At 71.3% G+C, this 19,514-nt stretch carries 18 protein-coding genes; all 18 read left to right on the forward strand.

The window, feature by feature from the left end; all coding sequences use genetic code 11:
* Positions 1 to 156 precede the first annotated feature (156 nt).
* The 18 genes from paaA (at position 157) to nuoH (ending at position 19,513) form a co-directional block, all read left to right on the forward strand.
* The gene (gene paaA / locus C6361_RS18835; protein WP_107268518.1) at positions 157 to 1,227 is read left to right on the forward strand and encodes a 1,2-phenylacetyl-CoA epoxidase subunit PaaA; all 1,071 of its coding nucleotides are present in this window, start codon (positions 157 to 159) and stop codon (positions 1,225 to 1,227) included.
* Positions 1,224 to 1,526, forward strand: a complete 303-nt coding sequence (paaB, locus tag C6361_RS18840) for a 1,2-phenylacetyl-CoA epoxidase subunit PaaB (protein ID WP_107268519.1) — start codon at positions 1,224 to 1,226, stop codon at positions 1,524 to 1,526. The genes paaA and paaB overlap by 4 nt, the downstream gene beginning before the upstream one ends.
* Positions 1,523 to 2,269, forward strand: a complete 747-nt coding sequence (gene paaC / locus C6361_RS18845) for a 1,2-phenylacetyl-CoA epoxidase subunit PaaC (RefSeq protein WP_107268520.1) — start codon at positions 1,523 to 1,525, stop codon at positions 2,267 to 2,269. Before paaB ends, paaC begins: the two co-directional genes overlap by 4 nt.
* Entirely contained in the window at positions 2,266 to 2,754 is a 489-nt protein-coding gene (paaD, locus tag C6361_RS18850) for a 1,2-phenylacetyl-CoA epoxidase subunit PaaD (RefSeq protein ID WP_107262136.1), read from the forward strand. Before paaC ends, paaD begins: the two co-directional genes overlap by 4 nt.
* The gene (gene paaE / locus C6361_RS18855; RefSeq protein WP_107262138.1) at positions 2,751 to 3,863 is read left to right on the forward strand and encodes a 1,2-phenylacetyl-CoA epoxidase subunit PaaE; all 1,113 of its coding nucleotides are present in this window, start codon (positions 2,751 to 2,753) and stop codon (positions 3,861 to 3,863) included. The genes paaD and paaE overlap by 4 nt, the downstream gene beginning before the upstream one ends.
* Positions 3,864 to 3,949: 86 nt before the next feature.
* Complete coding sequence (locus tag C6361_RS18860) at positions 3,950 to 5,215, forward strand: phosphatidylserine/phosphatidylglycerophosphate/cardiolipin synthase family protein (RefSeq protein WP_159079382.1); 1,266 nt, start codon at positions 3,950 to 3,952, stop codon at positions 5,213 to 5,215.
* Positions 5,216 to 5,311: 96 nt separating this feature from the next.
* The gene (gene mqnC / locus C6361_RS18865) at positions 5,312 to 6,502 is read left to right on the forward strand and encodes a cyclic dehypoxanthinyl futalosine synthase (RefSeq protein ID WP_107262142.1); all 1,191 of its coding nucleotides are present in this window, start codon (positions 5,312 to 5,314) and stop codon (positions 6,500 to 6,502) included.
* Positions 6,503 to 6,898: 396 nt separating this feature from the next.
* Positions 6,899 to 7,609: a demethylmenaquinone methyltransferase gene (locus tag C6361_RS18870; RefSeq protein WP_107268521.1), complete on the forward strand. Its 711-nt coding sequence runs from the start codon at positions 6,899 to 6,901 to the stop codon at positions 7,607 to 7,609.
* 69 nt (positions 7,610 to 7,678) lie between these two features.
* Positions 7,679 to 8,431 (forward strand): hypothetical protein, encoded by a 753-nt coding sequence (locus C6361_RS18875; RefSeq protein ID WP_107268522.1) that lies wholly within the window; start codon positions 7,679 to 7,681, stop codon positions 8,429 to 8,431.
* Between the two features lie 234 nt (positions 8,432 to 8,665).
* Positions 8,666 to 9,943: a geranylgeranyl reductase family protein gene (locus C6361_RS18880; protein ID WP_107262148.1), complete on the forward strand. Its 1,278-nt coding sequence runs from the start codon at positions 8,666 to 8,668 to the stop codon at positions 9,941 to 9,943.
* A gap of 118 nt (positions 9,944 to 10,061) precedes the next feature.
* A complete protein-coding gene (locus C6361_RS18885) occupies positions 10,062 to 10,427 on the forward strand; it encodes an NADH-quinone oxidoreductase subunit A (protein WP_107262150.1) in 366 nt (121 codons plus the stop codon).
* Between the two features lie 13 nt (positions 10,428 to 10,440).
* A complete protein-coding gene (locus C6361_RS18890) occupies positions 10,441 to 11,115 on the forward strand; it encodes an NADH-quinone oxidoreductase subunit B family protein (protein ID WP_107262152.1) in 675 nt (224 codons plus the stop codon).
* Positions 11,112 to 11,873, forward strand: coding sequence for an NADH-quinone oxidoreductase subunit C (locus C6361_RS18895; protein ID WP_107262154.1), 762 nt, complete (start codon positions 11,112 to 11,114; stop codon positions 11,871 to 11,873). The genes C6361_RS18890 and C6361_RS18895 overlap by 4 nt, the downstream gene beginning before the upstream one ends.
* Positions 11,870 to 13,204 (forward strand): NADH-quinone oxidoreductase subunit D, encoded by a 1,335-nt coding sequence (locus tag C6361_RS18900; protein WP_107262156.1) that lies wholly within the window; start codon positions 11,870 to 11,872, stop codon positions 13,202 to 13,204. The genes C6361_RS18895 and C6361_RS18900 overlap by 4 nt, the downstream gene beginning before the upstream one ends.
* Positions 13,205 to 14,302 (forward strand): NADH-quinone oxidoreductase subunit NuoE, encoded by a 1,098-nt coding sequence (gene nuoE, locus C6361_RS18905; RefSeq protein ID WP_107262158.1) that lies wholly within the window; start codon positions 13,205 to 13,207, stop codon positions 14,300 to 14,302.
* Positions 14,299 to 15,618 (forward strand): NADH-quinone oxidoreductase subunit NuoF, encoded by a 1,320-nt coding sequence (nuoF, locus tag C6361_RS18910; protein WP_107262160.1) that lies wholly within the window; start codon positions 14,299 to 14,301, stop codon positions 15,616 to 15,618. The genes nuoE and nuoF overlap by 4 nt, the downstream gene beginning before the upstream one ends.
* On the forward strand, positions 15,618 to 18,113 hold the full coding sequence (locus tag C6361_RS18915; protein WP_107268523.1) for an NADH-quinone oxidoreductase subunit G: 2,496 nt from the start codon (positions 15,618 to 15,620) through the stop codon (positions 18,111 to 18,113). The genes nuoF and C6361_RS18915 overlap by 1 nt, the downstream gene beginning before the upstream one ends.
* On the forward strand, positions 18,110 to 19,513 hold the full coding sequence (gene nuoH / locus C6361_RS18920; RefSeq protein ID WP_107268524.1) for an NADH-quinone oxidoreductase subunit NuoH: 1,404 nt from the start codon (positions 18,110 to 18,112) through the stop codon (positions 19,511 to 19,513). The genes C6361_RS18915 and nuoH overlap by 4 nt, the downstream gene beginning before the upstream one ends.
* Position 19,514 lies beyond the last annotated feature (1 nt).

Here is a 19,514-nt window from a genome sequence, read left to right on the forward strand (position 1 = left end):
AATAGATGGCGAATATTTGGACCGATGTGACCAGGCTCATTCACCCATCAGTGCGGACATTTGGTGCGGGGCGCCGGCCCAGCTCAGCGGCCGGTCTGGGCGGCATTTCTATTACACATCTTGGTTACTGACTAGTTGAGCTGTAACACTTGCTGCGTGTACGGACATGACTTCCCGGTCCCGGATGACGGAACCGCCGGCGGCCTGCTCGATCAGGTCGAGGCGGCGGAGGTGGCGCTGCGGGCGGCCGCCGACCGTGGCCGTCCCGGCACCGACCCGGCCACCGACACCGACCCGCAGGACTACTTCACCGCCCTGATCGGCGCCGACCAGAAGATCGAGCCCCGGGACTGGATGCCGGAGGCGTACCGGAAGACGCTGATCCGGCAGATCGCCCAGCACGCCCACTCCGAGATCATCGGCATGCAGCCGGAGGGCAACTGGATCAGCCGCGCCCCCTCGCTCAAGCGCAAGGCGATCCTGCTCGCCAAGGTGCAGGACGAGGCCGGGCACGGGCTCTACCTCTACGCCGCCGCCGAGACCCTCGGGGTGAGCCGGGACAAACTCGTCGAGCTGCTGCTCGCCGGTCGCCAGAAATACAGCTCGATCTTCAACTACCCGACGCTGACCTGGGCCGACGTCGGCGCCATCGGCTGGCTGGTGGACGGCGCCGCGATCGTCAACCAGGTACCGCTGTGCCGCTGCTCGTACGGGCCGTACGCCCGGGCGATGATCCGGATCTGCAAGGAGGAGTCCTTCCACCAGCGGCAGGGCTACGAGATCCTACACACCCTCGCGCACGGCACCCCGGAGCAGCACGCGATGGCCCAGGACGCGGTGGACCGCTGGTGGTACCCGTCGCTGGCGATGTTCGGCCCGCCGGACGGTGACTCGACGCACTCCCAGCAGTCGATGGCCTGGAAGATCAAGCGGTTCTCCAACGACGAGCTGCGGCAGCGCTTCGTCGACATGTGCGTGCAGCAGGCCGGCGTGCTCGGCCTCACCCTGCCCGACCCCGACCTGCGGTGGAACGAGTCCCGGCAGGCGCACGACTACACCCAGCCCGACTACGCCGAGCTGATGCGGGTGATCTCCGGCGACGGGCCGTGCAACCGGCAACGGATCGCACACCGCCGCCGGGCGGACGCCGACGGGGCCTGGGTGCGCGAGGCCGCCGAGGCGTACGCGGCCAAGCGGGCCGCCGAGCGTACGGCGGTGCCGGCGTGACCGCCCCGAGCCAGGGCCGGGCCGGCTGGCCGCTCTGGGAGGTCTTCGTCCGGGCCCGGCGCGGGCTGTCGCACACCCACGTCGGCAGCCTGCACGCCCCGGACGCCGAGCTGGCGCTGCGCAACGCCCGGGACCTCTACACCCGGCGCCAGGAGGGCGTCTCGATCTGGGTCGTACCGGCCGGGGCGATCACCGCCTCCAGCCCGGACGAGAAGGACGCCTTCTTCGAGCCCTCGGCCGACAAGGTCTACCGGCACCCGACGTTCTATCCGGTACCCGACGGGGCGGCACACCTGTGAACACCACCGGCGCACCCGTACACACCACAGTGGACTACCTGCTCGGGCTCGGCGACGACGCGCTGGTCGCCGCCCAGCGGCTCGGCGAGTGGGTCACCGCCGCCCCGGAGCTGGAGGAGGACGTCGCGCTGGCCAACATCGCCCTGGACCAGCTCGGCGCCGCCCGGCTGCTGCTCAGCTACGCCGGGGAGCTGGAGGGGGCGGGCCGGGACGAGGACGCGCTGGCATTCCTGCGCACCGACCGGGAGTACCGCAACTGCCTGCTGGTCGAGCTGCCGAACGGCGACTTCGCGTTCACGATGGCGAAGCTGCTCTTCCTGTCGGCGTACCAGCTCCCGCTCTACACCGCGTTGAGCGGCTGCGCCGACGAGCGGCTGGCCGCCATCGCCGGCAAGGCCCGCAAGGAGGTCGCCTACCACCTCGACCACGCCGGCCTCTGGACGGTACGCCTCGGCGACGGCACCGAGGAGTCGCACCGGCGGATGCGGGCGGCGGTCGAGGAGCTGTGGCCGTACACCGGTGAACTGTTCGTGGCCGACCCGGCCGCGCCGGTCGACCCGGCCGGGCTGCGCGCCGCCTTCCTGGCGAACGTCGAGCCGGTGCTGGAGACCGCGACGCTGCCGCGCCCGGCCGACGGCTGGGGGCCGACCGGCGGCCGGGCCGGGCTGCACACCGAGCACCTCTCCTACCTGCTCGCCGAAATGCAGGTGCTGCACCGGGCGCATCCGGGAGCCCGTTGGTGAGCGCGGCCGGATCCTCGCCGGCCCGCCGGGCCGCGGCGGCGGTGGTCGACCCCGAACTGCGGGTGCTGACCATCGAGGACCTCGGCGTGCTGCGGGACGTGACCGAGGACCCGGCGACCGGACGGGTCACCGTGACCATCACCCCGACCTACACCGGCTGCCCGGCGATGGACGTGATCCGGGCCGACATCCGGGCCGCGCTGGCCGCCGCCGGGCATCCGGAGGCCGAGGTCGTCACCGTCTTCGCCCCGGCCTGGACCACCGACTGGATCTCCGAGGCCGGTCGGGCCAAGCTGGCCGCCGCCGGGATCGCCCCGCCGGGGCCGGCGGGCGGTCGCCCCGTCCCGGTCACCCTGAGCGTCCGCTGCCCGCACTGCGGTGCCGCCGACACCGAACAGGTCAGCCGGTTCGGCTCGACCGCCTGCAAGTCGCTGTGGCGGTGCCGGGCCTGTCGGGAACCCTTCGACCATCTGAGGGCGTTTTGAGCGTAACGATCAACCGGCCGGTCCGTCGCCGGCCGGTCTTCCACCCGCTGCCGGTCCGGGCGGTCGACCGGCTCACCGAGGACGCGGTCGCGGTCACCTTCGAGGTACCGGCGCGGCTGCGCGAGACCTTCGCCTTCCGGGCCGGGCAGCACCTCACGGTACGGCGGGTGCCGCCGGACGGGGCCGAGGTGCGCCGGTCGTACTCGATCTGCTCGACCCCGGCCGAGCTGGCCGCGACCGGACGGCTCCGGATCGGGGTACGGGAGGTGCCGGGCGGCGCCTTCTCCAGCTTCGCGGTCTCGGCGCTGCGGGCCGGCGACACCGTCGAGGTGCTGCCGCCGCTCGGGACCTTCGGCACGGCGTTCGCGCCGGACCGGGTCCGGCACTACGCCGGGGTGGTCGCCGGGTCGGGCATCACCCCGGTGCTGTCGCTGGTCGCGACCGCGCTCGCCGTCGAGCCGGCCAGCACCTTCACCCTGGTGTACGGCAACCGGCACGGCCGCACCGTGATGTTCGTCGAGGAGCTGGCCGACCTGAAGGACCGCTACCCGGAGCGGCTGCACCTGGTGCACGTGCTGTCCCGGGAGCCGGGCGAGTCGCCGTTGCTCTCCGGCCGGGTCGACGCCGAGCGGCTCGGCCGGCTGCTCGACACCATCGTGCCGGCCGAGCGGATCGACGAGTGGTTCCTCTGCGGCCCGTACGGGATGGTGCTCGACGCGCGGCTGGTGCTCACCGGACGGGGCGTACCGGAGCGGGCCGTACACGCCGAGCTGTTCCACGTGGACGCCCCGCCCGCGCCGCCGGTCCGCCCCGCCGCGACGGCGGCCGACGCCGGCACCGAGGTGACGATCCGGCTGGACGGCCGGACGTCGGGTTTCCGGATGGGGCGGGACGAGCGGGTACTCGACGCGGCCCTGCGGGTCCGCAGCGAGCTGCCGTACGCCTGCAAGGGTGGGGTCTGCTCGACCTGCCGGGCGAGGGTGGTCTCCGGCGAGGTGTCGATGGCCCGCAACTACGCCCTGGAGCCGGACGAGGTGGCCGCCGGGTACGTGTTGACCTGCCAGGCCAGCCCGGTCACCGACACGCTGGAGGTCGACTACGACGGCTGAGCCGCGTTGTCCCGGCCACCGCCGGCCATGAAGAAATTCTTCGATGGCTGTTGCTCCATTGAAGAATGTGTACTACCAAGGTAGCCATGAGGATGCTCCGCACGCGTCGCGCCCGAGCCGGACTCGCCTGCCTCGCGGCGGTCGGCCTGCTCGCCACCGCCCTGCCCAGCCAGCCCGCGGTGGCCGGTGGCGCCACCCCGGCCGACGCCGGTGACGGTGCGGTCACCGCCGCCGACCCGTTCCCGGCGTACACCCGGTTCAACATCCCGGCCGAGGACGGCACCCGGGACCGGACCATCGAGGACGAGCTGGTCCGGCTCGCCGACGGCGCACCGGCCGGCGGCTACATCCGGGGCATCATGTACAGCTGGAGTTCCCCGGTGGTGGCCGAGGCGCTGAAGCGGGCGGCGGCCCGGGGCGTGATCGTCCGGATCGTGCTGGACGAGACCGGCGGCGGGGTCAACACCGGCGCCGACAACGCCGCGATGGCGGTGCTCAACTCGGCCAACCTCGACGACCTGGTGATCTGCGGCAAGACCTCGTCGACGGTGGCCGGCTCGACCGCGTGCATCGGCAACAAGAGCAACTCGATCAACCACAACAAGGTCTTCACGTTCTCCACCAGCGGCACCATGAAGCGGGTCGTCTTCGTCAGCTCGCAGAACCTCACCTTCAGCCAGAACAACCTCTTCAACAGCGCTCTGGTGGTGCACGAGGACTACGACCTGTACGACCACTTCACCGCGTACTTCAACGACATGCGGGCGCAGCGGAAGAACAACGACTACTTCAACGCCGCCAACGGCTACTACAAGTCGCCGACCACCGCCGTCACCGTCTACCACTCGCCCCGGGCCGACAGCGACACCCTGGCGAACCGGCTGGCCGAGGTGAACGCCTTCGCCAGCGGCTGCGCGGTGGACGTCGCGCACGCCCAGTTCACCGACGCCCGCCCGCAGGTCGCCGCCGAGCTGCGCCGGATCGGCCGGATGGGCTGCAAGGTCCGGGTCGTCTACGGCTCGATGGGCAGCACCGCGTACGCCACCCTGAACGGGCAGCCGAACGTCTCGCTGAAGAAGTATTACGACGCCGAGGCCAGCAACTACGACGGCCGGGTGGTGACCGTGCACTCGAAGAACATCATCATCAGGGGCACCTTCGCCGGGGTGGCCGGGCGCAGCGTCGTCTTCACCGGCTCGCACAACGTCACCGACCCGGCGCTGACCGACCACGACGAGACCCTGGTGAAGATCGAGCACCCGACCGTCTGGAACGACTTCCACAACAACTTCGAGACGCTCTGGAGCCGGGCCAAGTGCGTCAACCCGGACAACGGCAGCTGCACCACCTGAACCACCGCCGCCGGCGCAGCCGTACCCAGGGGTTGTCGGTGCTCACATCCCCGAGCGTGGCTGGGGCGCGCAAGTCGGGCGGCGTACCCTCGGGATGTGACGGTGAGCCGGGAAATCGACAGCATCCTGCAACGTGGCGCGGACGGCGGGCGGATCACGCCCGAGGAGGCGCTGCTGCTCTACACCGACGCGCCGCTGCACCCGCTGGGTGAGGCGGCGGACGCGGTACGGCGGCGGCGTTATCCGGACAACATCGTCACGTACCTGATCGACCGCAACATCAACTACACAAACGTCTGCGTGACCGCCTGCAAGTTCTGCGCCTTCTACCGGGCGCCGAAGCACCGGGAGGGCTGGACGCACCCGACCGAGGAGATCCTGCGCCGCTGCGCCGAGGCGGTCGAGTTGGGTGCGACCCAGGTGATGCTCCAGGGCGGCCACCACCCCGACTACGGCGTGGAGTACTACGAGGAGCTCTTCTCCTCGGTCAAGCGGGCGTACCCGCAGCTCGCCATCCACTCCATCGGGCCGAGCGAGATCCTGCACATGGCGAAGGTCTCCGGGGTCAGCCTGGAGGAGGCGATCAGCCGGATCAAGGCGGCCGGGCTGGACTCGATCGCCGGGGCCGGCGCCGAGATGCTGCCCGAGCGGCCGCGTAAGGCGATCGCCCCGCTGAAGGAGTCCGGGGCCCGCTGGCTGGAGGTGATGGAACTCGCACACCGGCAGGGCGTCGAGTCGACCGCCACCATGATGATGGGGACCGGGGAGACCAACGCCGAGCGGATCGAGCACATGCGGATGATCCGCGACGTGCAGGACCGTACCCGGGGCTTCCGCTCCTTCATCCCGTGGACGTACCAGCCGGAGAACAACCACCTCAAGGGCCGTACCCAGGCGACCACCCTGGAGTACCTGCGGCTGGTCGCGGTGGCCCGGCTCTTCTTCGACACCGTGCCGCACCTCCAGGCGTCCTGGCTGACCACCGGGAAGGACGCCGGACAGCTCGCCCTGCACATGGGGGTGGACGACCTCGGCTCGATCATGCTGGAGGAGAACGTCATCTCCTCGGCCGGGGCCCGGCACCGCTCCAACCTGCACGAGCTGATCTGGATGATCCGTTCCGCCGGCCGGATCCCCGCGCAGCGGGACACCCTCTACCGGCACCTGGCGGTGCACCGCACCCCGGCCGACGACCCGACCGACGACCGGGTGGTGTCGCACTTCTCCTCGATCGCGCTGCCGGGTGGCGGCGCGGGCCGGAGCCTGCCGCTCGTACAGGCCCGCTGAACTACCCTCGTCCATTCGGCCACCGCCGGCTGGGCGAGGGGTCGGTCCTTGGCTCCGATCCGGCGGCAAAACGTCGAGCCCGCCGGATAAATGGCCCGTGACCAGGACATTCTTGGAATCCTGACGCCTTCGGGCGGTCATAACGGTTGGATCAAGGGGAGCGCGACCGGGCCCGTCGAACCGATAGCGTGCCGGCACACGCACCCGCTGACCGTCGTGGACGGACCGGCCTCCGGGTCGGGACGCGGCGTACCGGGGTCGTCCTCTATCGGTCCATGAGGGCCGTTCACATAACGCACGGCAGCACGGGCGGGGTGGGAGACCACCTCGCCCGTGCTGTGTTCCGGCCCGCCCCGGGCCGAGCGGCCGGGCCGGTGGCTGGCAGACTGTTCCGGCGTGAGCCGTACCCCGTCCGGACGCCGGGCCAGCCTGGAGAAGCAGCCGCACGAGGTGGCGGCGATGTTCGACCAGGTGGCGTCCCGGTATGACCTGACCAACACCGTGATCTCGTTCGGCCAGGACCGGCGGTGGCGCCGGGCCACCCTGGCCGCCCTCGACCTGCGCCCCGGCGACCAGGTGCTGGACGTGGGCGCCGGCACCGGGGTCTCCACCGCCGAGTTGGCCACCTCCGGGGCGTACGCGGTGGGGTTGGATCTCTCCATCGGGATGCTCCGGGCCGGTCGACGGAGCCGGCCCGAGGTGCCGTTGCTGGCCGGTGACGCACTCCGGCTGCCCTTTCCGGACCAGACGTTCGACGCGGTCACCATCTCGCTGGCGCTGCGCAACGTCGTCGACACCGAGGCGGCGCTCCGGGAGATGGCCCGGGTCACCCGGCCCGGCGGCCGGCTGGTGGTCTGCGAGTTCAGTACCCCGACCAACCCGGTCTTCCGGACGGTCTACCTCTCCTACCTGATGCGGTCGCTGCCGGCGGTGGCCCGGGCGGTGGCGAGCAACCCGGACGCGTACGTCTATCTGGCCGAGTCGATCCGGGCCTGGCCGGACCAGGCCGGGCTGGCCGGGCAGATCGGCCGGTCCGGGTGGCACCGGGTCGGCTGGCGGAACCTGACCGGCGGCATCGTCGCGCTGCACCGAGCAGTACGTTCCTGATCATCGTTTTCATGGCGCTTTAGTCGGTTTTGATCCGCGAGGCGGCTTTCCAGGCCGTAGGCTGCGCCCATGGCGGGGGCAGACCGGCAGGTCGACGGCGACGGGCAGCCGGCCGAGGAGACACCGGGCGCGGGCCCGCCGGCCGCGCGGCGCCGGGGTGACGACGCCGTGGCCGAGTCGGCGCCGGACGCCGCCGGTCCAGAGGCCGGAGCTGACGGTCCAGATGCCGGAGCTGACGGTCCGGTGGACCGGGCCGACCCGGAGGCCGAGGCGGCCGAGCTGATCGCGCAGATCCGGGAGCTGGCCGGCCCCGACCCGGTCGCGGTCCGGACGGTGGTCGCCGAGGTACTGGCCGCGCTGGACCGGGTCAGCGGCGGCACCCTGCGAGAGCAGTTGCCGTACGAGCACGAGCGCGCCCCGGACGACGACCCGGCGCCGACCGGCGATTACCCGATCGAGCCTTCGCCGCAGAACGGCGGAAACCCCGCCGGGCGGCTGTCCGGAAACGGCGCCACGCCGGGCGACGGTCTTCCGGCCGCCGACGGATATCCGGTCGAGCCGCACCCGGTCGAGCCGAACCCGCCGGAGCCGCATCCGGCGCAGCCGCGGCCGGGGCCACCCCAGCCGGGCCGGCCCGGCCCGGCCGATCCGCACCCGCCGGCTCCCGGGCCGGCCGAGCCGCATCCGGCCGCGCCGCACCCCACCGACCCGCACCCGGTGGGGCCCCGCCCGGCCGACCCGCACCCGGCCGAACCGGGGCCGGTCACCCCGGGCCCGATCGAACGCCGTCCGGCGCAGCGCAGCGGCGAGGACCGTACCTGAGCCGAGCGGACTGTAGAGCTGGGTGCGCAGCCGGGGCAGCTCGACAGCCTCGTCTACCCCAGGTGCCCCGCCCGCCTCACAGACGGGCCCGGAATGGGCCCAGAAAGGTAGTCGACACGCCTACCTTGGGAACTTAGGTTCACCTAACCGGTTGCCGGCCGCTTCGCGGCTCTAGACTCCTCCCCTGACGAGGCTTGTGAAGCATTTCACGAGCGATCGGGAGGGGAGGTGCGGATGACCACCGTCGACAACGACGCGGACGTCATCGTCGTCGGCGCCGGTCCAGGCGGATCGACGACCGCCTATCACCTGGCCCGACACGGCGCCCGCGTGCTGCTGCTGGAGAAGACCGAGTTCCCCCGGGAGAAGGTCTGCGGCGACGGGCTCACCCCCCGGGCCGTCAAGCAGCTCGTCAAGCTCGGCATCGACACCTCGCCCGAGGCGGGCTGGCTGCACAACCGGGGACTGCGGGTCATCGGCGGTGGCGTACGCCTCGAACTCGACTGGCCCGAGCTGGCCAGCTTCCCCAACTACGGACTGGTCCGTACCCGGCTCGACTTCGACGACCTGCTGGCCAGGCGTGCCGTCGAGGCCGGCGCGGAACTGCGTACCGGGATGAACGTGACCGGCCCGGTGCTCGACGACGGTGGCCGGGTGGTCGGCGTCACCGCCGAGAGCGGGCCGGAGAAGGCCCCGGCGACCTTCCGGGCCCCGCTGGTGATCGCCGCCGACGGCGTCTCCGGGCGGCTCCCGCTGGCGCTCGGCCTGAACAAGCGGGAGGACCGGCCGATCGGCGTCGCGGTCCGCCGCTACTACCGCTCGCCGGCCAAGCACGACGACAACTACCTGGAGTCGTGGCTGGAGCTGCGCAGCAAGGAGCACCCCGACAAGCTGCTGCCCGGGTACGGCTGGATCTTCGGCATGGGGGACGGCCGGGTCAACGTCGGGCTCGGTGCGCTGAACTCGTCGGCGGCGTTCGGCAAGACCAACTACCGGCGGCTGCTGGTCGACTGGCTCGCCGGCACCCCGGCCGAGTGGGGCATGACCGACGAGACCAACGCGGACGGCCCGATCCTCGGCGCCGCCCTGCCGATGGGCTTCAACCGGGTGCCGCACTACACCCGGGGAGTGCTGCTGGTCGGCGACTCCGGCGGCATGGTCAACCCCTTCAACGGCGAGGGCATCGCGTACGCGATGGAGTCCGGTGAACTCGCCGCCGAGATCGTGGTGCAGGCGCTGGCCCGCCCGGCGGGTGCCGAGCGGGAACGCGCACTGGCCGGCTACCCCGCCGAACTGAAGGCCCGGTACGGCGGTTACTACCGGCTCGGCAACATCTTCGTGAAGATGATCGGCAATCCGCATGTGATGCGGATCGCCACCAAGCACGGCATGCCGCATCCGACCCTGATGCGGTTCGTGCTCAAGCTGCTGGCGAACCTGACCGATCCGCGCGGCGGAGACGCGATGGACCGGGTCATCAACGCGATGACGAAGGTGGCTCCGGCCGTGTGAACCGCCGCCCGCCCCGGCAGGGGCGCCAGTGGCACCCCGGGCAGCGTCGCCCGGACGACTGTGAATAGTGTGAATTGGAAATTGACCGAGGGCCGGGAAGGACGAGCAGGGGAAAACGATGTCGCTCTCGCCGTACGTACCCATCATCGGGCTGTTCGCCCTCGCCGCGGGGTTCGCGCTGTTCTCCGTCGCCGCGGCGCGCTTCGCCGGCCCCCGGCGCTACAACAAAGCCAAGCTCGAGGCGTACGAGTGCGGCATCGAGCCGAGCCCGCAGCCGGTCGGCGGCGGTCGGCTCCCGATCAAGTTCTACCTGACGGCGATGCTGTTCATCGTCTTCGACATCGAGATCATCTTCCTGTACCCGTGGGCGGTCAACTTCGACGTCCTCGGGCTGTTCGGCTTCGTGGAGATGGTGCTGTTCATCGTCGCGGTCTTCGTCGCGTACGCCTACGTCTGGCGGCGTGGCGGCCTGGACTGGGACTGAGGGAGGTCGTCAGATGGGTATCGAGGAGAAGCTCCCGTCCGGGATCCTGCTCACCTCGGTGGAGAAGCTGGTCAACTGGTCCCGGAAGTCCTCGTTCTGGGGCGCCACCTTCGGCCTGGCCTGCTGCGCGATCGAGATGATGGCGGCCGGTGGCTCCCACTACGACCTCGGCCGGTGGGGCATGGAGGTCTTCCGCGCCTCGCCGCGACAGGCGGACCTGATGATCGTGGCCGGCCGGGTGAGCCAGAAGATGGCCCCGGTGCTGCGCCAGATCTACGACCAGATGGCCGAGCCCCGCTGGGTGATCTCGATGGGCGTCTGCGCCAGCAGCGGCGGCATGTTCAACAACTACGCCATCGTGCAGGGCGTCGACCACGTCGTACCGGTCGACATGTACCTGCCCGGCTGCCCGCCCCGGCCGGAGATGCTGATCGACGCGATCCTCAAGCTGCGCGAGAAGATCGGCCACGAGCCGCTCGGCCCGAACGGCCGCAAGATGCTGGAGGCGCGCCAGGCACGTGGCGCCGTACCGCTGGTGGCGCCCGGCTCGATGCCCTCCTCCTACCGCAACGACAAGGCGCGCCGGGCCGAGTGGACCCGGGCGGTCGCCGAGGGACGCGAGGAGCAGCTCCGGATCGAGAACTGGATGAAGGCGCAGAACCACCTGGTGGAGAGGGCTGACCGGTGAGCGAGCCGAACGGCACCGAGCCGAAGAAGAGCCCCAGCGAGCGGCCGGGCGGCGGCGTGCCGGTGGCCCGGCCGCCGGTCGGGGCGACCAGCGGGGCGCCGGCCGAGTATCCGCCGGCCACGGCGGCCGGACGCGGCATGTTCGGCATCCACGGCAGCGGCGACACCTCCGGCTTCGGCGGGCTGGTCCGGCAGCGGGTCAGTGTGGAGAGCAGCCCCCGGCCGTACGGCGGCTACTTCGACGAGGTCACCGACGCGCTGGAGGAGGCGTACCCGGGCTTCGCCGACGCGATCGAGAAGGTCGTGGTCGACCGGGGCGAGCTGACCCTGCACATCCGCCCCGAGCGGATCGCCGAGGTCTGCCAGGTGCTCCGGGACGACGCGGCGCTCCGCTTCGAACTCTGCTCCTCGGTCTCCGGGGTCGACTACCTCGGTTCCGACGCCCGCCGGCTGCACGTCGTCTACCAGCTCACCTCGATGACCTACCGCCGGCAGCTCCGGCTGGAGGTCGCGGTGACCGCCGAGGAGCCCCGGGTGCCGAGCGTCACCTCGGTCTACCCCACGGCGGACTGGCAGGAGCGGGAGACGTACGACATGTTCGGCGTCGTCTTCGACGGCCACCCCGGCATGACCCGGATCCTGATGCCGGACGACTGGGAGGGCCACCCGCAGCGCAAGGACTACCCGCTCGGCGGCGTGCCGGTCGAGTACAAGGGCGCCGTGATCCCACCGCCCGACCAGCGGAGGACGTACCAATGAGCACCTCGACGAACCCGAGCTACGCCGAGTCCCGGGAGACCACCGAGGGCCGGGTCTTCACCGTCACCGGTGGCGACTGGGACCAGGTGGTCAGCGGGCACGACCCGATCAACGACGAGCGGATCATCGTCAACATGGGTCCGCAGCACCCGTCGACGCACGGCGTGCTCCGGCTGATCCTGGAGCTGGAGGGCGAGACCGTCCGGGAGGCCCGGGCGGTGGTCGGCTATCTGCACACCGGGATCGAGAAGAACCTGGAATACCGCAACTGGGTGCAGGGCAGCACGTTCGTCACCCGGATGGACTACCTCTCGCCGCTGTTCAACGAGACGGCGTACAGCCTGGCGGTGGAGAAGCTGCTCGGCATCACCGACGAGGTGACCGAGCGGGCCAACACCATCCGGGTGCTGATGATGGAGCTCAACCGGATCTCCTCGCACCTGGTCTGGATCGCCACCACGGCGATGGAGCTGGGCGCGGTCAACGTGATGCTCTACGGCTTCCGCGAGCGCGAGTACGTGCTGGAGATCTTCGAGCTGATCACCGGCCTGCGGATGAACCACGCGTACGTCCGGCCGGGCGGGGTCGCCCAGGACGTCCCGGACGAGGCGATCGTCAAGATCCGCGAGTTCCTGACGCTGCTGCCGAAGCGGCTCAAGGAATACGAGGACATGCTCTCCGGCCAGCCGATCTGGCTGGAGCGGACCAAGGACGTCGCCGTGCTCGACGTGACCGGCTGCCTGGCGCTGGGCGTCACCGGCCCGGTGCTCCGCTCGGCGGGGCTGGCCTGGGACCTGCGCAAGACCATGCCGTACTGCGGTTACGAGAACTACGAGTTCGACGTGCCGACCACCGAGAGCGGCGACGTCTGGGGCCGCTACCTGGTCCGGATGGCCGAGATGCGGGAGTCGCTCAAGATCGTCGAGCAGGCCCTCGACCGGCTCCGCCCGGGGCCGATCATGGTGGCCGACAAGAAGATCGCCTGGCCGGCGCAGCTCGCCATCGGCGTCGACGGCATGGGCAACTCGCTGGAGCACGTCGCCAAGATCATGGGTCAGTCGATGGAGTCGCTGATCCACCACTTCAAGCTGGTGACCGAGGGCTTCCGGGTGCCACCGGGCCAGGTCTACGTCGGGATCGAGTCGCCCCGTGGCGAGCTGGGCGTGCACGCGGTCTCCGACGGGGGCACCCGGCCGTACCGGGTGCACTACCGCGAGCCCAGCTTCGTCAACCTCCAGGCGCTGCCGGCGATGGCCGAGGGCGGCCTGATCGCGGACGTGATCGCGGGCGGCGCGTCGCTGGACCCGGTGATGGGTGGGTGTGATCGCTAAATGACTCAGTCTCAGTTTGGCAACGCGGCGTCCCGGCTGGACGGTCTGGTGACCGGGCCGGGCGAGGTGCCGACGCAGCGGAACGGCAGCGGTGCGCGCAGCGCCGACCTGCACGCGAAGCTCGACGAGCGGGCGGCGGAGATCGTCGCCCGCTACCCGGCCGACCGGTCCCGTTCGGCGCTGCTGCCGCTGCTGCACCTGGTGCAGTCCGAGGAGGGGTACGTCTCCCCGGCCGGCGTGGAGTTCTGTGCCGACGTCCTCGGCCTGAACAAGGCGCAGGTCGGCGCCGTGGCCACCTTCTACACGATGTACAAGCGCCGGCCCACCGGCGACTGGCTGGTCAGCGTCTGCACCAACACCATGTGCAACGTGCTCGGCGGGCAGCAGGTCTACGACACCCTGACCGAGCACCTCGGGGTCGGGCACGACGAGACCACTCCGGACGGCAAGATCACCCTGGAGCACGCCGAGTGCCTGGCGGCCTGCGACTACGGCCCGGTGATGACCGTCAACTACGACTTCTTCGACCAGGTCGACCCGGACTCCGCGGTCGCGGTCGTCAACGAGCTGCGCGCGGGCGGTCGCCCGCAGCCCAGCCGGGGCGCCCGGCTCTGCACCCTCAAGGAGATGTCGCTGCAACTGGCCGGCTTCGCCGACCCGCGCGAGGAGGCGGTCGCCGACGGGCTGGCCGGCGACCCGACGCTGGCCGGGCTGCGGCTGGCCCAGCAGCACGGCGTCTCGGTGGCCGGCTACGACCCGAACACCCCGATCAAGGGCAGCCAGACCGGTGACAAGCCGGCCCCGGCCACCACCCGGCCCGCCGCCGCCACCGGCAGCACCGCGCCGGACGTGAAGGCGCCGGACGACAAGTCGCCCCAGGTGCGTACCGCCGAGACCCGGAACCCGGACGCCAAGACCGCCGTCCCGGACGCGCCCGGCACCACCCCGCCGGTCGACGGCGCACCGGCCGGGCCGGGCGACGCCAAGGCCGCCGAGGCGGCCGGCGCCGCCGCCAACCAGCCGGCCAGCGACGGCAAGCCGGCCGGTGACGGGGGTACGGATGCGCAGGAGCGCTCGCTGAAGGAGGCCGAGAAGTGACCACGACGCCTCGACGGGAGACGCTGGAGAAGCTGACCCCGGTACTCACCAAGCGCTGGCTGTCGCCGGACGCCTGGCGGCTCGACGTCTACGAGCGGCTGGACGGCTACGCCGCCCTGCGCAAGGCGCTCGCCGCCCACCCGGACGACCTGATCCAACTCGTCAAGGACTCCGGCCTGCGCGGCCGGGGCGGTGCCGGCTTCCCGACCGGGCTCAAGTGGGGCTTCATCCCGCAGGGCGACGGCAAGCCGCACTACCTGGTGGTCAACGCCGACGAGGGCGAGCCGGGCACCTGCAAGGACCTGCCGCTGATGACCCACGACCCGCACTCGCTGGTCGAGGGCGTGATCATCGCCTCGTACGCGATCCGGGCCAACCGCGCCTACATCTACATCCGGGGCGAGGCGGTGCACGCGGCCCGTCGGCTGCGCAACGCCGTGCAGGAGGCGTACCGGGCCGGCTACCTCGGCAAGGACATCCTCGGTACCGGCTTCGACCTGGAGCTGGTGGTGCACAGCGGGGCCGGGGCGTACATCTGCGGCGAGGAGACGGCGCTGCTGGACTCGCTGGAGGGGTTCCGGGGCCAGCCCCGGCTGCGCCCGCCGTTCCCGGCTACGCACGGCCTCTACGCCTGCCCGACCGTGGTCAACAACGTCGGCACCATCGCCAGCGTGCCGTACATCGTGCTGGGCGGGGCCGCCTGGTGGAAGAGCATGGGCACGGAGAAGTCCTCCGGGCCGATGATCTACTCCCTCTCCGGCCGGATCAACAACCCCGGGCAGTACGAGGCCGGGCTCGGCATCACGCTGCGCGAGCTGATCGAGCTGGCCGGCGGGATGCAGCCCGGGCACGAGCTGCGGTTCTGGACCCCGGGCGGCTCGTCGACCCCGCTGCTCACCGCCGAGCACCTCGACGTGCCGCTGGACTTCGAGGGGGTGGCGGCGGCCGGCTCGATCCTCGGCACCACCGCGACCCAGATCTTCTCCGACCAGGACTGCCCGGTCTACGCCACCTACCGGTGGCTGGAGTTCTACCACCACGAGTCGTGCGGAAAGTGCACGCCGTGCCGGGAGGGCAACTACTGGATGGTCCGCACCTACCGGCGGATCCTGGCCGGACAGGGCACCCACGAGGACCTGGACACCCTGCTGGACACCTGCGACAACATCCTCGGCCGCTCCTTCTGCGGCCTCGGTGACGGCGCGACCAGCCCGGTGACCTCCTCGCTGAAGTACTTCAAGCAGGACTACCTCGACTACATCGAGGGCCGGACGGCTCCCAAGCTGTCGGAGAAGACCCTGGTAGGAGCCCACTAATGACGGACGTTGCGAAGCAGGTCGATACCGTCACGCTCACCATCGACGGCATCGAGGTGACCGCGCCGAAGGGTGCGCTGCTGATCCGGGTCGCCGAACAGCTCGGCATCGAGATCCCCCGGTTCTGCGACCACCCGCTGCTCGCCCCGGCCGGCGCCTGCCGGCAGTGCCTGGTCGACGTGGAGGGGCAGCGCAAGCCGGTCGCCTCCTGCACCCAGACCGTCGCCGACGGCATGGTGGTACGCACCCAGCTCACCTCTCCGGTCGCCAAGAAGGCGCAGGAGGGGATCATGGAGCTGCTCCTGGTCAACCACCCGCTCGACTGCCCGATGTGCGACAAGGGCGGCGAGTGCCCGCTACAGAACCAGGCGATGTCCACCGGCCGCACCGACACCCGCTTCCACGAGCCCAAGCGGGAGTACGAGAAGCCGGTCAACATCTCCACCCAGGTCCTGCTGGACCGGGAGCGCTGCGTACTCTGCCAGCGCTGCACCCGGTTCTCCGAGGAGATCGCCGGGGACAAGTTCATCGACCTGATGGGCCGGTCCAGCGCCGAGGAGATCAACGTCTACCGGGACGAGTACTACGGCGAGGAGAGCGGGGAGGGCGACGTCCCGTTCAACTCGTACTTCTCCGGGAACACGGTGCAGATCTGCCCGGTCGGCGCGCTGACCGGTGCGCAGTACCGGTTCCGGGCCCGCCCGTTCGACCTGGTCTCCACCCCGAGCGTCTGCGAGCACTGCTCGGCCGGCTGCGCCCAGCGCACCGACCACCGGCGCGGCAAGGTGATGCGCCGGCTGGCCGGCGACGACCCGGCGGTGAACGAGGAGTGGAACTGCGACAAGGGCCGCTGGGGCTTCCGGTACGCCTTCGCCAACGAGCGGATCACCACCCCGATGGTCCGGGACGCCCGGACCGGTGAACTGCGCGAGGCGTCCTGGAGCGAGGCGTTCGCCGTCGCCGCCGACGGGCTGCGCGCGGCCCGGGACTCCGGCTCCGGGGTCGGGGTGCTGACCGGCGGCCGGCTCACCGTCGAGGACGCGTACGCGTACGCCAAGTTCGCCCGGGTGGCGCTGAAGACCAACGACATCGACTTCCGCGCCCGTCCGCTCTCCGCCGAGGAGGCCCAGTTCCTGGCCAGCACGGTGGCGGGGACGACCGAGGTGACCTACGCCGACGTCGAGCGGGCCCCGGCCGTGGTGATCGCCGGGCTGGAGCCGGAGGAGGAGTGCCCGATCCTCTTCCTGCGGCTGCGCAAGGCATACAACAAGCGCGGGCTGAAGGTGCTGGCGCTGGCCCCGTTCGTGACCCGGGGGCTGGCCAAGATCGGTGCGACGGTGCTGACCGCCGCCCCCGGCGACGAGGCCGGGCTGCTCGCCGGGAACGCCTCGGTCGCCGAGGCGCTGCGCCAGCCCGGCGCGGTGCTGCTGGTCGGCGAGCGGCTGGCGACGGTGCCGGGTGGCCTCTCCGCCGCCGCCGAGCTGGCCGAGCGTACCGGCGCCAAGCTGGCCTGGGTGCCCCGGCGGGCCGGGGACCGCGGCGCGGTCGACGCCGGCTGCCTGCCGAACCTGCTCCCCGGCGGACGTCCGGTGACCGACGCGGCCGGCCGGGCCGAGTTGGCCGGCGCCTGGGAGCTGGCCGCCGGGGTCATCCCGAGCCAGCCCGGCCGGGACACCGACGGCATCGTCGCGGCGGCCGCCGACGGCTCGCTCGGCGCGCTGCTGGTCTCCGGGGTCGACCCGGCGGACCTGGCCGACCCGAAGCTCGCCGACGCGGCGCTGGAGAAGGTGCCGTTCCTGGTCAGCCTGGAGCTGCGGCACAACGCGGTGACCCGCTGCGCCGACGTGGTCTTCCCGGTCGCCCCGGTGGTGGAGAAGGCCGGCAGCTTCCTCGACTGGGAGGGCCGGCTGCGCACCTTCGAGGCGGTGCTGGAAACCGCCGCGATGTCCGACGCCCGGGTGCTGGACGCGATCGCCGCCCAGCTCGACGTGCGGCTCGGCACCGGCGACGTGAACAGCATCCGCCGCGAGCTGGGCGGGCTGCCGGCGACCCAGGCCAACCGGACCGCCGCCCCGGCCGTCGAGCCGGCCGCGCCGGTCCGGCCCGGCCCGAACGAGGCGATCCTGGCCACCTGGCACCAGCTGATCGACGCGGGCACCCTGACCGAGGGCGACCCGGCGCTCGGTGGCACGGCCCGGCCGCCGGTGGTCCGGCTCGGCAAGGCCACCGCCGAGGCGCTGGGGATCGCCGAGGGAGACGCGGTGACGATCGGCACCGACCGGGGCGCGCTGACCCTGCCGGCGGCGATCACCGACCTGCCGGACGACGTCGTCTGGCTGCCCACCAACTCGCCCGGAGCGAGCGTCCGGCGCAGCCTCGGCGTCACCTCCGGCGCGCTTGTCCGGCTCACCGCCGGCCCGGCCACCCCGGTCGCCGCCGACGCGGCGGGCAAGCCGGGGCCGCTGCTGAACAGCGCTGGAGGTGGTACCCGATGAAACTCCTCTACCTGGCCCAGGATCCGACGTTGCAGGACTTCGGCAAGGATCCTTGGTGGCTCGTCCTGATCAAGATCGTGGGGGCGTTCGTCTTCGCGGTCCTGGCGACGCTGCTGGGCGTCTGGTTCGAGCGCCGCGTGGTGGCCCGGATGGCCCAGCGGCCCGGCCTGAACCAGATCGGCCCGTTCGGTCTGCTGCAGACCCTCGCCGACGGCCTCAAGATGGCCTTCAAGGAGGACATCCTGCCGAAGGCGGCCGACAAGGTCGTCTACTTCTTCGCGCCGACCATCTCGGTGATCTGCGCGGTGACCGCGCTGTCGGTGGTGCCGTTCGGCCCGATGGTGAGCATCTTCGGTGAGCGGACGCCGCTCCAGGTCACCGACGTCTCGGTCGCCGTACTGGTGCTGCTGGCCTGCTCCTCGATGGGCGTCTACGGCATCGTGCTCGGCGGCTGGGCCTCCGGCTCGACGTACCCGCTGCTCGGCGGGTTGCGCTCCACCGCCCAGATGATCTCGTACGAGGTGGCGATGGGTCTGAGCATCGTCGCGGTCTTCATGACCGCCGGCACGATGTCGACCAGCGGCATCGTCAGCGCCCAGGCCGACGGCACCCGGCTCAACCTCTTCGGCGTGGTCGACCTGCCCGCGCCGGGCTGGTACGCGATCCTGCTGCTGCCGAGCTTCATCATCTTCTTCATCTCCACCGTCGGTGAGACCAACCGGGCGCCGTTCGACCTGCCCGAGGCGGAGTCGGAGCTGGTCGCCGGCTTCATGACGGAGTACAGCTCGCTGAAGTTCGCGCTCTTCATGCTCAGCGAGTACGTCGCGATGGTGACGATGTCGGCGGTCACCACGACGCTCTTCCTCGGCGGTTGGCGGGCTCCCTGGCCGATCACGCTCTGGGAGGGCGCGAACTCCGGCTGGTGGCCGCTGCTCTGGTTCATGGGCAAGGTCATCGGTCTGGTCTTCGTCTTCATCTGGCTGCGCGGCACGCTGCCCCGGCTCCGCTACGACCAGTTCATGCGGCTGGGCTGGAAGGTGCTGCTGCCGATCAACCTGGTCTGGATCCTGGTCCTGGCCGGCATCCGCACCCTCCAGAAGGAGGACCTGGGCGACTCCACCCGCTACTCGGTGATCGCCGGTGCGGTGCTGGTCGTGCTGCTGGTGACGCTCCTCTGGCCGAGCAAGAAGCGGCCGCCGCAGCGCACCCTCCAGGAGAAGGTCAACCGGCGGCCCGCCGGCAGTTTCCCGCTGCCGCCGATGGATCTCCAGGTGCCACCGAGCCCCCGGATGAGACGGACGGTCGCCGAGCGGGAGCCGGCCAACGTGGGAGCCGGACAGCCCGCCGGAGCCGGACAACCGGGCGACGCCGGTACCGGACACGACGAGAAGGAGGTGTGAC

This window comes from Plantactinospora sp. BC1 (genome assembly GCF_003030345.1).
Classification (GTDB): Bacteria; Actinomycetota; Actinomycetes; order Mycobacteriales; family Micromonosporaceae; genus Plantactinospora.

What these genes read in the sequence shown, in the direction of transcription:
- C6361_RS18875 (WP_107268522.1), top strand. Translation starts at nt 7,679, where the DNA reads ATGGCGGGGGCAGACCGGCAGGTCGACGGCGACGGGCAGCCGGCCGAG.
- C6361_RS18885 (WP_107262150.1), top strand. Translation starts at nt 10,062, where the DNA reads ATGTCGCTCTCGCCGTACGTACCCATCATCGGGCTGTTCGCCCTCGCC.
- nuoE (WP_107262158.1), top strand. Translation starts at nt 13,205, where the DNA reads ATGACTCAGTCTCAGTTTGGCAACGCGGCGTCCCGGCTGGACGGTCTG.
- C6361_RS18890 (WP_107262152.1), top strand. Translation starts at nt 10,441, where the DNA reads ATGGGTATCGAGGAGAAGCTCCCGTCCGGGATCCTGCTCACCTCGGTG.
- C6361_RS18860 (WP_159079382.1), top strand. Translation starts at nt 3,950, where the DNA reads ATGAGGATGCTCCGCACGCGTCGCGCCCGAGCCGGACTCGCCTGCCTC.
- C6361_RS18900 (WP_107262156.1), top strand. Translation starts at nt 11,870, where the DNA reads ATGAGCACCTCGACGAACCCGAGCTACGCCGAGTCCCGGGAGACCACC.
- C6361_RS18880 (WP_107262148.1), top strand. Translation starts at nt 8,666, where the DNA reads ATGACCACCGTCGACAACGACGCGGACGTCATCGTCGTCGGCGCCGGT.
- C6361_RS18915 (WP_107268523.1), top strand. Translation starts at nt 15,618, where the DNA reads ATGACGGACGTTGCGAAGCAGGTCGATACCGTCACGCTCACCATCGAC.
- nuoH (WP_107268524.1), top strand. Translation starts at nt 18,110, where the DNA reads ATGAAACTCCTCTACCTGGCCCAGGATCCGACGTTGCAGGACTTCGGC.